The 14,456-nt window shown below is 54.9% G+C and carries 11 protein-coding genes; 4 read left to right on the top strand and 7 right to left on the bottom strand.

Annotated features, from left to right (window positions below; translation table 11 throughout):
* Positions 1 to 100: 100 nt before the first annotated feature.
* Positions 101 to 343 carry a hypothetical protein gene (locus tag NTD85_RS20280; RefSeq protein ID WP_003226268.1) on the top strand — a complete coding sequence of 81 codons (243 nt, stop codon included), beginning with the start codon at positions 101 to 103 and terminating at the stop codon, positions 341 to 343.
* Between the two features lie 116 nt (positions 344 to 459).
* Positions 460 to 1,044 carry a hypothetical protein gene (locus NTD85_RS20285; RefSeq protein WP_003226266.1) on the top strand — a complete coding sequence of 195 codons (585 nt, stop codon included), beginning with the start codon at positions 460 to 462 and terminating at the stop codon, positions 1,042 to 1,044.
* A 330-nt stretch (positions 1,045 to 1,374) separates the two neighbouring features.
* Here the strand turns inward: NTD85_RS20285 and NTD85_RS20290 are convergent, their stop codons facing one another.
* On the bottom strand, positions 1,375 to 2,181 hold the full coding sequence (locus NTD85_RS20290) for a glycosyltransferase family 2 protein (protein WP_201137192.1): 807 nt from the start codon (positions 2,179 to 2,181) through the stop codon (positions 1,375 to 1,377).
* Between the two features lie 206 nt (positions 2,182 to 2,387).
* Here NTD85_RS20290 and NTD85_RS20295 point away from each other — a divergent pair, with 206 nt between their 5' ends.
* Together NTD85_RS20295 and NTD85_RS20300 are read left to right on the top strand one after the other, a co-directional pair.
* On the top strand, positions 2,388 to 3,206 hold the full coding sequence (locus NTD85_RS20295) for a VanW family protein (protein ID WP_262143036.1): 819 nt from the start codon (positions 2,388 to 2,390) through the stop codon (positions 3,204 to 3,206).
* Positions 3,207 to 3,255: 49 nt separating this feature from the next.
* Positions 3,256 to 4,230 (top strand): tetratricopeptide repeat protein, encoded by a 975-nt coding sequence (locus NTD85_RS20300; protein ID WP_262143037.1) that lies wholly within the window; start codon positions 3,256 to 3,258, stop codon positions 4,228 to 4,230.
* A gap of 47 nt (positions 4,231 to 4,277) precedes the next feature.
* Here NTD85_RS20300 and NTD85_RS20305 read toward each other — a convergent pair whose 3' ends face one another.
* From NTD85_RS20305 to tssI, 6 genes are all read right to left on the bottom strand, one after another.
* Complete coding sequence (locus tag NTD85_RS20305; protein ID WP_262143038.1) at positions 4,278 to 5,303, bottom strand: hypothetical protein; 1,026 nt, start codon at positions 5,301 to 5,303, stop codon at positions 4,278 to 4,280.
* 759 nt (positions 5,304 to 6,062) lie between these two features.
* A complete protein-coding gene (locus NTD85_RS20310; protein WP_262143039.1) occupies positions 6,063 to 6,353 on the bottom strand; it encodes a hypothetical protein in 291 nt (96 codons plus the stop codon).
* Positions 6,354 to 6,587: 234 nt separating this feature from the next.
* Positions 6,588 to 6,932 (bottom strand): hypothetical protein, encoded by a 345-nt coding sequence (locus NTD85_RS20315; protein WP_146188728.1) that lies wholly within the window; start codon positions 6,930 to 6,932, stop codon positions 6,588 to 6,590.
* Positions 6,929 to 11,614 carry an RHS repeat protein gene (locus tag NTD85_RS20320; protein ID WP_262143040.1) on the bottom strand — a complete coding sequence of 1,562 codons (4,686 nt, stop codon included), beginning with the start codon at positions 11,612 to 11,614 and terminating at the stop codon, positions 6,929 to 6,931. The genes NTD85_RS20315 and NTD85_RS20320 overlap by 4 nt, the downstream gene beginning before the upstream one ends.
* Positions 11,614 to 12,351, bottom strand: coding sequence for a DUF4123 domain-containing protein (locus tag NTD85_RS20325; RefSeq protein WP_262143041.1), 738 nt, complete (start codon positions 12,349 to 12,351; stop codon positions 11,614 to 11,616). Before NTD85_RS20325 ends, NTD85_RS20320 begins: the two co-directional genes overlap by 1 nt.
* Positions 12,341 to 14,383, bottom strand: a complete 2,043-nt coding sequence (gene tssI, locus NTD85_RS20330) for a type VI secretion system tip protein VgrG (RefSeq protein WP_262143042.1) — start codon at positions 14,381 to 14,383, stop codon at positions 12,341 to 12,343. The genes NTD85_RS20325 and tssI overlap by 11 nt, the downstream gene beginning before the upstream one ends.
* Between the last annotated feature and the right edge of the window lie 73 nt (positions 14,384 to 14,456).

Consider the following 14,456-nt stretch of genomic DNA (forward strand, 5'->3'; position numbering starts at 1 on the left):
CACAGTCACCCACAGAGCAATTGCCCGGAACTCCGCCCCGTCTACCATCCTCTACCGATCAATCCCGGCCCATTTCGAAGCCCCGGCGAGGACTCCCCCCATGAGCGACGACCTGCAACCCCCCGACCTCACCACGTGGCAGCGCCTGTTCGACGATCAGACCTACTGGCAGCAATCCCCCGACGCTCACTACCTCGACCTGCAACATATCGCCGACGACCTGCTCGCCCAAGGCGCGATCGATCTGGAGCAGTGGCAGATACTGCGCGCCAAGGCCGATGATCTGCACAAGGATTCGCCAGCCGTGAACGTCGCCAATGAACTGGATGACCCCGAAGCCTGACGAACCGTCACAAACAACAGCCAAGCCCTGAACAGCGTCTATGCTCAGTGGCACATCCGCCGTCAACCACTTGTCGGCGCCGGGTGCTGCCATTCATTACAGGGAAAGTACCGCTTATGAAGCTCCATGCTCTGGCCAAGGCCATCACCCTCGCAACCGTTCTGTCCGCCACCAGCTTCGGCGCAATGGCGGCCGATATTCCGCTGTCTGCCACTGTCGAAGCCGATCAAGTCACGACCAAAGTGCTGGCCGTCGATGCGGCCAACCATCAGGTCGTGCTGGAAGGCGCCGAAGGTCGTCAAGTCCATGTTCAGCTCAGCGACAAGGCGAAAAACCTCGCCAACCTCAAGGTCGGCGACCTGGTCAAAGTCGAAGTGCAGCGTTCCGTGGCGGCCTACCTCGATACCGATGTGGATAAAGGTCTGCCTGGCACGGTCGAGCGTAGCGGCGAGCTGCGCAACGCTCCCGGCACTGAAAACCCGGGCGGCGAGGCCTACCGGCAGATTCAGGTGCAATTGAAAATCACCAAAATTGATTTGAAGCAAAATCAGGTGACCCTGGAAAATCCGGCGGGCCAGTCGAAAATCCTCGACGTTAAAAAGCCTGAAATTCAAGCCAAGCTGAAAGATCTGAAAGTCGGGCAAAGCGTAGTTGTCACTTATACCGATGTATTAAAAGTGACCAGTCAGCATGAAAGCTGAGCATTAACTCTACAAGATGGTTGTTCTTGTACAGTTTATTGTATGAGAACAATCATCTGAAAGGAGTTGAGCCGTGCTTTGAAAGTTTCGTGAAAGGATTTCGTCGATAAATATCTATTAACTTTTTCGTACATAAAATTTACCTTTATGTATGACGACATATCCGCCAACTTCTATTAAAATCCTTCCCGTTCGCCCAGTGTCAGGGCTCTTTACCGGTGCATGGATTGCCAGGCCATTACACTGGGCGAACACCTCCTCGGAGCGGATGTATACAATTTCAGATAAAAAAAAGGGCGACTTTCAAGTCGCCCTTTTTTGTGTTCGCGATTATGCCGATGCCTGCCCCTCAAAACGTTTGAGGGTGGCTTCATACATCTTGGTGCGGCGGTGGTTTTTGCCGTAGGTTCCAGCAGCTGCGACGGTTCCTGCCTGGATGTGATCCAGATAGCGGAAAATCTTGCGCGGCGCCAACAGCTTGATGCCGTAGCCCAACGCTGTCATTCGATCCTGCAGGGTATAACCGGGCACCCGGTCATCCATGCAAAAGTGCAGTCCCCGGGATTTCATCAACTTGGCGTTCCACAAAGTGCAGAAACTCTTCAAGTGAGTTTCCCGATAAGGTTTCGGCTCTTTACTGCGCAAACCCAACGCAGTTTTCGCCCGGCGAATATAGTGTTTGCAAAATCGCGAAGTTAACCGCCAGGTGTCTCTCACAATCCCACGATTGATTTGTTCGACACACCCGACTGCGGCGACGTCCGCAGACTTTATGCACTCACGCAGCATCATTGCAAAGACTTCCTTGTCGTAGACAAAGGTGTCGGTGTGCAGCAGAAACAGATAGTCGGTTTCAACTTTTTCCAGCGCCAGATCCAGCGCCTTGCCATGCGCAATATGTCCCGCTTCTTTGCCGGGGGAGGGACGTTCGATCAGATTGATCCAGTCCAGCGAACGCAAATAATCCAGACTGGCATCCGCCGAATCATTGTCCACCACCCAAACCGGAATGCGCTGCGCCTGAACGTGCTGACGCAACAACTCCAGGCACATCCGGGTGATGTCCGGGGTTTTGTAATTTACCAATACAAGACTGAAATTCGGCTGCGTAACGGCTGGTAAATCAAACTGGCTCATTCGGGAAGCTCATCCGCGGTTGATCGGCGACAGGTGTCTCTCGGGCCGGGATGCTAGCGACGCAAGCTTAGTTGAAGCTTAATTCGGCGTTCAGCAAGCACGTCAAAGTGTGTCGAGCCAAGACACCTCGCGCGCGACGTACGCTAAACTGCGCACCCCTTTTGCACGCTTCAAGGAAGAAACGGCATTTCGCCGTCGCCTCACGGATGAAACCACTCTCCCTCTACCACCCGGCCCTGTACTGGCTGCGCGTGTGGCAAAAAAGACTGTTGCGCCAGATCGCATGGCGCTGCTCCAGCAAACGCTACGCGCGCCTTGTTGCCAGCGCTGATCGCCTGCCATTCCGCTACCTCAAACACACCTCGAAACTCATCCGCAAACTCGGCGACTCCGACCTCGCCCTGCAACACAACAAGGTCATCAACCTGAAACTCGCCGTCGCCGCCATCGACGGCCTCATCATCGCCCCCGGCGAACACTTCTCCTTCTGCCGCCTCGTCGGCCGCCCAACCCGCAAACGCGGCTACGTCGAAGGCATGGAACTGTCCTTCGGCGAAGCACGCAGCGGTATCGGCGGCGGAATCTGCCAACTGAGCAACCTGATCCACTGGATGGCGATCCACTCACCGCTGATAGTCGTTGAACGCTCCAACCACAGCTTCGACCCATTCCCGGACGAAGGGCGAGTACTGCCATTCGGTTCCGGCGCGGCAATTTTCTACAACTACGTTGACCTGGTACTGCATAACCCGACGGATCGGACTTTTCAGTTGAAGTTGAACGTGGGGGACACGCAGCTGGAGGGGGAGTTGTTGTGCGATCGGGTGCGGGAGTATCGGTATCACGTGTTTCAGGAAAAGCACCGGTTTGTGCGGGAGGGGGAGCGGGTGTATCGGGAGAATGAGATCTGGCGGGAGGTGCGGGAGAAGGGGCAGGTGGGGGAATTGGTGGAGAGGGTGAGGTTGTATCGAAATCGGGTGGTGGTTAAGTATGAGGTTGCGGATCAGATGATTGAAGCGACCTAGTGTTTTCCGCCGATTTTCTTGGATTTTTTAAGCGACAAGGAAGTAACAAATGAGCAACAGTTTCAAAACTATTGGTGCAGTGGGTACTGCCCTCTTTTCTATGTTCATCGCATGTAATACATGGGCACAAGAACCACGTGAGCTCTACGACGGGATGAAGGCAGGGAAGTGCACACCGAATTCGGAACATCTGCATGAGCAAGCGGTTGCAGGTGATCTCGAAGCGCAGACGCAGTTTGGCAAAGCCATTCAGGAGAACCTTTGCGGGGTGGTAGAGCAGTGGTCGCCTGGCATGCCGGAAGAGTGGTTTCGCAAGGCAGCAGAGCAAGGAAATGCCGAGGCGCAAGTCGGACTTGCTGAGGAACTAAGTTGGGATCGAAGTGTTGAGGGTGAAGATGCAGGTGTTTATTGGGATCTGAAAGCGGCGGAGCAGGGTAACGCCAAAGCACAGTTCAGTCTGGCGCAGATCTACCATCGCGGCGGCCGATCAATCAAAAATCTCAAGGATATGGACAAAGCGTTGGCGTACTACAACCAGTCGGCGGAGGGAGGTTATGTCATGGCCTATATGTTACTGGCTCACATCTACGAAGAGGGTGACGAAGTTCCACAGAGCGATGTAACCGCGGCAAGGTGGTTTCTTAAGGCCGCTGAGGCAGGGGACGCATCTGGTCAAAACAATTATGCCGAAATGCTGGCCACCGGGCGCGGTGTGGAAAAGGATGAAAAGCTCGCTGTCGCGTGGTATCGCAAATCGGCTTTGCAAGGTAACAAGTACTCGCAATATGAATTGGCACAGATGCTGGAGCAGGGGCGTGGAACTGAACGCAATGAACGCGAAGCTGCGAAACTTTACCGCCAGTCAGCGGACGCAGACTTTGGCAACGCTCAGTTGGCATTAGGCAAGATGTATGCACAAGGGCGGGGCGGACTGCCCAAGAGCCGATCCAAAGCAGAGTTCTGGATGCTCAAGGCAGTGGGTCGTTATGCGCCTGGAGCCAAGGAAGAACTGGAAAAGCTCTGAGATACAAGAAGGAGGCGATTAAAATCGCCTCCTTCTGACTGAATGAATCAGACTTCTTGATTCCAGGCTGAGAGCGTGATGACCGTTCCTTCGTCTTCTCTATTGCTTATTTCGATTTTGTAAGTACCGCCATCGACGTAACCCTCGACCAGCGCTTTTTGTTGGTTGCCGCTGATTTCGGCGTCCTTCGCATGCTGCTGATAGAAATCGATGACATCTGCATATTCGGTAAAGGTACGAAGAATGACCTCAAACTCATGTTGAGGACGTCCGGCAATCTTGTCCCAATCACCCTCAATCGGAGAACCCTCCATCCCCGGCGTGGTGAATACGCCGTGAGCACCCGCACCGATCAGATGCGCCCGTTGCGGCAGCATCGCCAGCATTGCTTTAGGGAAATCGGAGGGTAACTGAGCCGCCGTCCAGGAACCCTGGTTCGGGTTAGTGGCAGCGTATTCAATGGTCGCAATTTTCTGCGCGGCCGCCCGTCGCTCCGGATTATCGCTTTCCGCCCACATGGCCAACAGCGGTGGCAACTGCTTGCTCCAGCCAATCAAGGGTTCTGCGTCAGCTTTTTTCGCGCCTTGCGGCTGGAAGATCGTCAGCACCGTGTCCGGCGCATCATTACAGGTCAAAGCCTCGTCACGAGACTTCACCGTGCAATGACCATTCACCAAGCCGACAGCGATCAGTTGACCCTTGTCATCCAGTAACAAAGCCCCACGGTCGAACCCGTTGTTGCCATCATCCATGGCGGTGATCATTTTTCTGCCGGCAGGCACACCCTGTTCAAACATCGACATTTCTGAATCGAGCGCTTCCAGAACTTGTTGCACGATCATTGTTTTGTCGTTGGTGTAGCTACCTGTTTGGTAGCCAAAGAAATCAACTAGCGCCGAACGAATGGCTGGGTCCTTGTTGAGCTTTGGCGCTCTGTCCGGGGCTGGGTCATTGGTGAGTAGCAGGGCCGTCGTTCCGTCTGGGCGTTGTTCGGAGCGAAGGGATAATGCGGTGGCGCTGAGTGAGAAGGTTAGGGCGAGAAGAAGGGTTAGAGGGCGAGTCAGGTATTTCAAGGGGACAGTCCTTTGAGTGTGTGATCCCATTGCTGTAATGTCGGTGGGAAAAAGGGCACGGATTTATTTTCTGAAAAAACTGGGCTAGGAAAAGGTGCAAGCCGGAAAATAAATCTATTCCTTTGGTCTTGTCCCCTTTGGTCGCTAGAGTGCATGTTGCACCATTCAGCAGCATTATTTGTATAGGCGTTTTTGGAAAATTGGGCGAACGCCATTTATAACAATACTCCCAGTTTTTTCGTCAATTTTTTTCTTTGTATTTTTTTAGGCAGTTTAGAAGAATCGACATGAATTGGCGCTTATCAGCTGGTTCCTCAGCAAGATATGTGGTGATATCCGAGAGTACTCGGTTAAATTTTTCATTTTTATTTAGATAAAAAGTGAGTGTGTCGATATACCACTGCTGTTCACTCGCTATACGGCATTTGAATTCTGGCTCAATGAGTGTGTCAAATAGTTTGACTAGTTCATTTTCACTGCTTGTGTCTATATTCGCTATAAATGTTGCTGTGGTGTCATCTTGTTCGCTGTTTACGTCAATAGGAAATAACAGTGAAGGTAGTATGTCGAGGCTGGGTTAAAGTTTCATTTTTCATACTTTGACTAAAGCTGTGACAGATTTGTTTTTCAATATTTATGGGTGCTGTGGAAAATAATCTGTCTCCTTGATCGCTGTCATTATAGATATAAGCGTATGGGGGCTCCGCTGCGGATTATATCTATAAAAATCTGCTGAGAATTATGTGTTTGAAAATTTATTTAAGGTTTCAAAAATTTAATCCCTTCCATGTGGCGCTCAATGTCATCCATATCATCATCCCCTAGTGTCGAATCAAAATTCTTGCTTATAATTTTTCTTACTCTGGCAAGGCGTTGGGTGACTCCTTCGTTATCAATGAAGTCAGTGGTGGCTTTTTGGTAGTCTTCGATTGGTTTGTCAGAGTAATAGCTGCCCATCTTGTGCAGTGAAATTAATATGAACTCGATATCTGCAAGGACTTCGAGAGCATCTTCTCCGTTAAGTACTATTTTTTTGTTGGTTTCTAACATTATTTCCACCGATTAAATGTGGGGTTTAAAGCGTCACATTTCCTTTGGTCGTAAGATCTGTTGTGCCGTATCTACAGGTCTTTACCCATTCAGGTTGGATAGCAGAAGGGCATTTTAAAAAAAGGGAGTGGATTTATTTTCAGTGTCTTTTGTAAGGTGTGAAAAATAAATTTTCCCTCTTGCTTTATTTGCTTTGGCTGTATTGGTGAGTGCTGGGTTTTAAATGTCTGTATCTCACGATTCGATCATGAATGATTCTATTTTTTTAATGAATTCAATTTTGCTTTTGGTTCTGAACTCACCAAGAAAAACTTCGGAGTTTTTAACTGGTTTTCCTTTTTGGTCATAATCGATTTTCAGGAAATCAATTACAAACTCTCCGTTGGGGTCGCCCTCTGGTTCTACTCTAGAATCGAAGCAGTGCCCGCTACTTCGACGCACTCCGCCCAATAGTACTGAACAAGTGAACCAGTCGCTAGTTTCTGGCGTTAATTCAACTTCAAAAAGGTTGTTGATTGTTACTGTCCAACCGCTTGGCACTCGAATTGGTTGAAGTTCATATTTGAGTTTTGGTCTCATTTTACATTGCCCATGTATTTTTTAACTTGATCGGGTGAGGCCGGGAAACTGTGTATGACAGGTTCGCCAGCTTTGGAAAGTTCAATCCTAACCCAGTTTGTTAGTTCGCCATTGTTGTATCCAACGGGGGTTTCCGATCTATAAAACATATATCTTGAACCCCCATGATCAAATACATTCCCATCGCGTACCGCTGAATAAGCCGCCTGCTTCTCAAAACCGCTGACGTTATTCGCGATATCCGGTAAATAAGAGGCTTCTGGTTTTCCGTCACGACTCCCTTGACCTAGGCTGAGCGATTTCGCTTGTTCTGCCGATTGCGCATTTGTGTGCTTTGTGGCATGCCTACCTTCTGGGCGCTTTGCATCATAAACATCTGTTCTTAGGTCTTTACGTGTTTGATAGTCGCTTGTATCAACCTTCTTGGGGCAATTAGTGCTATTTAACCCCAATGGATCCACCCAACCTGTCGGGTTAGGCACGTACTGGTAGCTATTCAAACCGCCTGCAAGCTTGATCGGATCCGGCGTCAAAAACCGCCCAGTGCCCGGATTGTAGTAGCGGTGCCGGTTGTAATGTAACCCCGTCTCGGCGTCGAAATACTGACCCTGGAAGCGCAACGGGTTATCGATCTCGCTGACGTCCAGCGCCGCGAGGTTACCGTAGGCGCGGTACTTGGCCGACCACATGATCTCGCCACTGTAGTCGGTGAGTTCCTGCGGTGTGCCGAGGTGGTCGAGTTGGTAGTAAAACGGCGTGGCTTTGCGCGGGCCTTCGCCATCGAGCATCGCCAGTGGACGGAAGCTACCGGGCTCATAGATGTAGCTGCGGTAGCGGTTTTCGGCGCTTTCAGCGATCAGTCGTTCGCCTTGCCACAGAAACTCGGTAGTCTGGCCATCGACGGTCTTCTCGATACGGCGGCCGAAAGCGTCGTATTTGTACGACGCGGTGCTGCCGCCCGGCAGGCTGACGCCGATCAGGCGGTGCTGGCAGTCGTAGTGGTATTCAGTGACGAGTTTCTGGCCGGTGCCGCGACGTTCGCGGATCAGGTTGCCATAGGCGTCGTAGTCGTAATGACGGTCGCCCTGCATCAGCAGACGGTTGCCTTTGACGTTGGCGAGGTTGGCCGTGCCTTCGTTGTTCTGACCGAGCAGGTTACCCGCCGGGTCGTGGGCGAAGCTTTCCGGTGTCGTGCCGCGTACGCTGATGAGCCGATCGAGCGGGTCGTAATGGTAGCTGCGATTGCCCTTGCGGCTGTCATCAATGCCGGCGAGGTTGCCGTTGACGTCGTAGTTGTAGCGACGCTGGAACAGGTTTTTATCACGCTGGCCGACGGTGTGTGCTTGCAGTCGGCCTTGTTCGTCGTACTGGTATTGGCTGAGCAGCAGGCCTTGTTGACGCTGTTGTTCGCGACCGGCGCTGAACTGGTGAGCGGTCAGACGTGAGCCGTTGAGGTCGATGCTGCTCAGGCGTCCGCCGGACAGGTGGCGGTAGTCGAGTTTGCTGCCATCCGGGAGGCGGCAGTGGCTAAGCTGGCCAACGCTGTCGTACTCGTAGCGCAGGGTGCCCCAGCCTTGGTGTTCCTCGATGAGGCGGTCTTGCAGGTCGTACTTGTAGGCGAGCGGCCAGTGGCCGTCGTCAACGTTTACGAGGCGACCGAGGGCGTCGTAGCTGTAGTGAATTTCTTCGCCGTCGGGCAGGGTTTTGACTAGCAAACGGCCAGCGGCATCGCGTTGGTATTCGGTAACGAGTTCACTGCCGTCATCACCGAACTCGGTTTTCTTCAGCAACTGGCCGTTGAGGTCGTATTCGTAGGCCGTGCGACGACCGTCGAAGCCGGATTCCTGTTGGATCAGGCCGTTCGAGTAGTAATCGAGTTGATAATGCTCGCCGCGCTCGTTTTCGATGTCGGTGAGCAACAGACGCGAGTTGTCGTAGCGGTAGCGCAGTTGGCTGCCATCCGGATTGATGCGGCGGCTGACCAGGTGAAGGTTGTCGGCGTATTCGTAGCGAGTGATGCGGCCGAGTTCGTCACGTTCGGCGGTGACGTTGCCATAGGCGTTGTAGGTGAAGGCACGTGTTGCACCGCCCGGCAGCGTGACTTGTGCAAGGCGGTTGGCCGCATCCCATTGGTATTGGGTGATGGCGCCGGATTCTTCCTGGCGGGTGATTTGCCGACCCAGTGCGTCGTAGCGATACTTGCGTTGACCGCCGTCCGGCAGGCGCTCTTCCAGTAACTGGCCGAGGTTGTTCCAGCCGAGTTGATGGCGGCTGCCGTCGGGGTGGCGGATCTCCAGCAGGCGACCTTGGGCGTCGTAGCTGTATAGCGTGGCATTGCCGTCCGGGTCGATTTGCTGGGTGATGTCGCCCTGACGGTTGCGTTGGTACTTCCAACTGGCTTTGCCGCGATGAACATCGCTGACGAAACCATTGATGTATTCATACGTGGTGGCTTCGTCTTCCGGCGGGATAACGGCAGTCATCAGTCCGTTGTCGTCGTACCGGTATTCGGTGACGGCACCCAACGGATCCTTTTCCGCGATTAACTGGCCTTTGTCGTTATAGGCCTTGAGGTGTTCGGCGCCGTCCGGGTCGACCTTGCTGATCAGCCGTGCCTGGTCGTCGTGGGTGTAGACCTCTTCGCTGCCGTCGGCGTTGGTTACCGTTACGCTGCCTTTATCGTCCCAGGCGTAGTGCGCTTCCATCTGCGAGAAATTGGCCCAGTGACGGATGCAGCGAGACAGTTTGCCTTCGTTCTCCCACTCCCAATAGAAGGCTGCGCCGCCCGCCAGTTGGCGCTCCAGAATCACGTGCTGTTCGTTGTAGCGATAGCGCTCGGCTTCGCCGGCCGCGTTCTTCGCTTCGATCAGACGGTGCTGTGCGTCATAGCTGTATGTCACCAGCGTTTGAACGGTGTTCCAGGCATCTTCCAGGTTGTCCGCCGGCAGGAACTGTTGATAGTCCACAGCGATAATGTGTTTGCGGTCGTAGCGCAGCAGCAGGGCGCGACCGGCACCATTATCGAGGCGCTTGATTCGACCGTGAATATCGCGCGTGACGTGCAGCCGATTGCCATAGCTGTCGCTGATGGCAATCAGAGTTGTGCCTTTGCTGTTGAAGCGGAAGTGGTAGAACGATGGGCGTTTGCCCGCCTGCGCCAGAACCAGTTCTGACGGATCGTCTCCAAGAAATATTGCGGCCTTCGAGAGGCTGTTGGTAATTGCCGGACGTTGTTCGCTTGGGAGGGGGAAGGGGGTCGAACGGTTTTCGTGGTCGGTCCAGATGACTTCGCCGCCATTGATCTCGAGGCGATGCGCCAGCGCATGGCTCCAGCCATAACCCAGACCACAATCGATTTCCACTGCACTGGTTCGGTAGAGACGGGTCCATTCAAACGGCAGCAGACCGTCAAGCTGGCCGTCAGTCAGTGTCAACAGCTCTTCGCCGGTAACCATGGAAACCGGGCATCCGTTGGTGCAAGTGTCGGCTGCCGGTTCCGCGCTTTTGTCGGCGGGCGTTTTTGCCTGTTTGGAGGCATCGTCGGCTATTTTGCCATCCGCGAGTTTGGCGTTTTTCTTCCCGTCAAAACGCAACTCTGAAATACCATTCCTCACCTTGGCCGTCACACCCCGCGCCGCAACCGCTGTGTACTTCGCGACGTATTCCATAAAGCCGTTGATGATCTTGAACAACGACTTCACGAAACCGATGACGGCGTTGAGAACCAACTCACCGTACTTCTTCAGTCGGGCAGCGAGATAGATGATCCCGGTGCCTTCGGCTGCGATGGTCAGTACCACACCAATCACGATGTCGATCGCGATGCCGACGACGATCGCTGTGGTCATTTTCGCCACGTCGCCTGCCATCTTCATGGGTGGCAAACCGGCCAGCCAGATCACTGCACTGCGCACCAGCAGGAACAATGCGGCTTCGTCACTGGCTAGCAACATGGCCTTTTTCATGACATCTGGCGAGCTTTTGGCGACCTTGATCAGCTCATCAGCACCAGCCCCAAGATCCTTAGCAAATTTCTTCGGGTCTTGCAGGATATCGAGCACCAGACTGATGCCATCCCACACACCCTTGATGGCCTCCCAGCCACCTTCAAGAATGCCATTGCCGATGGCCATCGCGGTGCCCGAAGCTGACAGGTTCGACCATTGCGGCTTGAACCCGGCCCACTCTCTACGCAGGAAACCTTCCAGATCAGCGGTCACGCCGCTGTAGGAGCTGAAGAGGGCGTCGATCTGCGCCGGTGTCACTTCGTTGTGAACGCGGATCTGATAGAACTTGCCGGGAATACCTCCGGTCCACTCAGCCTTGCCTTGAGCGTCGAGTTTGACTTTGCTGACCGCACCACCTTCCACCGCGACGATCTCGACTTCGATCTCGCCAATCGGGATGTCGTAGACCGATTCGAATTTACTTTCGATCAGCAATGGACCTTTGAGAGGACACTGAGCCACGTTCGAGGAGAAATCACCGTCGGTCATGCTCACCGATTTACTGGTGTCGCCAACCTTGATCACACGCTCCATGCCTAGCAGGGAGGGCAGGTCTGCGGCTCGACTGGCCTTGTCGGCGGCCCTTGCGTACCAGGTTTTGGTTTGTTCCTGATACAGCTTCAGACTGTCCTTGAAGGTGTTCAGTTGGTTGTCAACAAAGGCAACGCGATCCATCAGCCTTGCTCCAGAATCAGGTGGTTTAACAGTGCTTCTTTAAGGTTTTTCGGCGCATCCGGGCGGCGCACGAAACGGCTGACTTTCAGCTTCAGGTTGTGCTCAGGCCAAGCGTTGTAAATGTCCGGGCGATCTTCTTCCAGCCACTGCATCAGGTTGCTGATCAGTGTCGTCGGGTTCTCTTTGGCTAACCCATCCAGCAAATCCTTCGGCACCTCCCACCACGGCCAATCCTTCACCTTCGGCAACACCCGTGTCCCAACCTCCAGCGTCTGCCCATTAATCAAATACCGCTCAAACATCGGCATTACTTCCCCAGCCTTCTCCCCAAGCCCCTTCAGAATCGGGTAAATATGCCGCCCATCCCAGAACCGGAAAAACACTTCGGTCCCGTCCGGCATCTTCACCTGTGTCAGGCTGCGCAGGTGCTCGAACACGTCGTTCGGTTCGGCGCGTGATACTGCCAGCCAGCCCCAGTCGAGGGCGTCGGTTTCGGCGATCCACGGCAAGAACGCCGAGTTCGGTTTGAGCTCGGTGACGTAGGGCATCACTGGTTGCCAAGTGGAGTAGGGCGTGCCGCCCCAGATTGGCAGGAGCTGGGCGGTGGGTTCGGTCAGGTACAGGGTTTTCAGCGCGTCGACATCGCTCGCGGCGCTGATGATCAGGTACAGGCGCTCGCCAGTCTGCAGCGGCTGTTGTGCCAGCCAGTCCTTGGGTGTCAGTCGATCAGATGGCACAGGCACCTGCCTTGCATTTTTCGCATTCTTCGCAGAACGGCGCGTTGCGTTTGAGGGTGTTGATCTGGGCCGGGGTCAGGACCTGGCCGGCCTTGTCGGCGTCGGCCTGTTTGAGGATGCCGGGCATCAGCGGGGCGGCGGGAGTGCCGCTGCCGGGGCTACCGCCGGAGTTGATGTTGATCGTCGGGCCGCTCATGGTCACGCCGCCGGCGTCGATCTTGATGAAGCTGCCGCCGCCGACCAGGGTCAGCTCGGCGCCGGCTTCGAGCACGACTTTCATGCCGCTGCTCAGGTGGATTTCCTGGCCGGCGTCGATGAACTGGCCGGTGCCGATCTTGATGTGCTGGTTGACACCCACGGTCAGGTGGTCGTTGGCGCGGGCTTCGACTTTGCGGTCTTCGTAGACGGTGTGGTGTTCTTCGGCCTTGAATTCCGTGTAGCTGTTTTGCTCGACGGTGTCGTGGCGTTCGTTGCCGACGCGGATTTTCTGGTCGTGCTCGATGTTTTCGTCCCAGTCGCGCTGGGCGTGCAGGTAGATCTGCTCCTGACCTTTCTTGTCTTCGATGCGCAGTTCGTTGTAGCCACCGCCGCCCATCGAGCTCAGGGTCTTGAAGGTGCTGCGGGTCTTGTTCGCCGGCAGCTCATACGGGACGGTGTTTTCCTTGTGGTACAGGCAGCCGCTGATCAGCGGTTGATCGGGGTCGCCTTCAAGGAAGGTGACCAGTACTTCCATGCCGATACGCGGGATGGCGATGCCGCCGTACTGGGCGCCGGCCCAGGCGCTGGAGACGCGCAGCCAGCAACTGGTCTTGTCGTCAGCCTGGCCTTCGCGGTCCCAGTGGAATTGCACTTTGACGCGGCCGTACTGGTCGCAATGGATCTCTTCACCTTTCGGGCCGGTGACCACGGCGCTCTGGCTGCCGAGGATGCGCGGTTTCGGGTGGCGCAGCGGTGGACGGTTCGGCACGTCCCACGGGGTCGCCTGGAAGCGGTTGCGATAGCCCTGATGGAAATCGTCTTTCAGCGCGGTGGTGTCGCTGGTCACCGATTCTTCGAGCACTTGCGGCTGTTTGCCTTCGTGCAGGACTTCGGTGAGCAGCCACAGGTCGTTCCACTTGGCCTTCGGGTGTTCGGTCAGGGCAAGGAAATGACCGCTGACCAGCAGTGGCTGATCACTCTTGCCTTCGGCGAGCTGGAAGTCGCTGCGGTGACGTTCGAGGGCGCGTTTGGCCAGGTGCTTGCCGCGCTCGCGGTCGATGAAGCGGCCCGGGTAGTCGTAGTCTTCGAGATCGGGCAGGGCGTCGCCACGGCTCTCGCTTTCCAGCGTCAGGCGCGGTTTTTCGAAGTCGTAATCGCGGCGCGTGGTACGGCTGGTGCGGGTTTCCAGGCGCAGGTCGAAACGCTTGATCACCGGGTTGCTGGCGACCATGCCGGAGTCTTGCTGGTAGGCCACTGGCTTGAGTTTCGGGAACACCGTCTGGTCATCGCCGAAGACGAGCTTGTGCGCTGTGGCGCTGTGCTGGAAGTGGTAGTGAATACCTTCTTCCTCGCACAGACGCTGGATGAAATGCAGGTCCGATTCATCGTATTGCACGCAGTAGATGCGCTCGGGATAGATCGAACCGGTCTTGAATTCGTAGGCGTTGCTTTGGATGCCGTGTTCTTCGAGAACCATGCCGATGATTTTCGGCACCGTGAGGTTCTGGAAGATCCGTTGGTTGACGCGGTGTGCCAGGTACGAGAATTGCGGGCGCAGGGTCACCGAATAGCGCGTCAGGCGCTTGCCGGAATCGCCCTGGGCGGCGCGGTAGATCTGGCCGTGGATGCCGCTGCCATCGGGCGACAGCTGCAGAAAGGCCGGTTTGTGCAGCAGGGTTTCGAGGTCCAGCGACGGCTGCTCACTGACCAGCTCCACCTCGAACACAAAAGGCTGGCTGATGGCTTCCCGGCCGGTCAGGGTGAATACCTGAAAATCGGCGGAGAGCCCTTCGATGGTCAGGGCAAAGTGGGTTTCATTGGCCGGCGCGAACATCCCTTGTTCCTCGTGCTGTACAGCGGCGTTCGTCGACAACCGCAAGGCGGTTCAACGCACGCGAAATTCTGGA

Source organism: Pseudomonas sp. 13B_3.2_Bac1 (assembly GCF_025466205.1).
GTDB lineage: Bacteria > Pseudomonadota > Gammaproteobacteria > Pseudomonadales > Pseudomonadaceae > Aquipseudomonas > Aquipseudomonas fluorescens_H.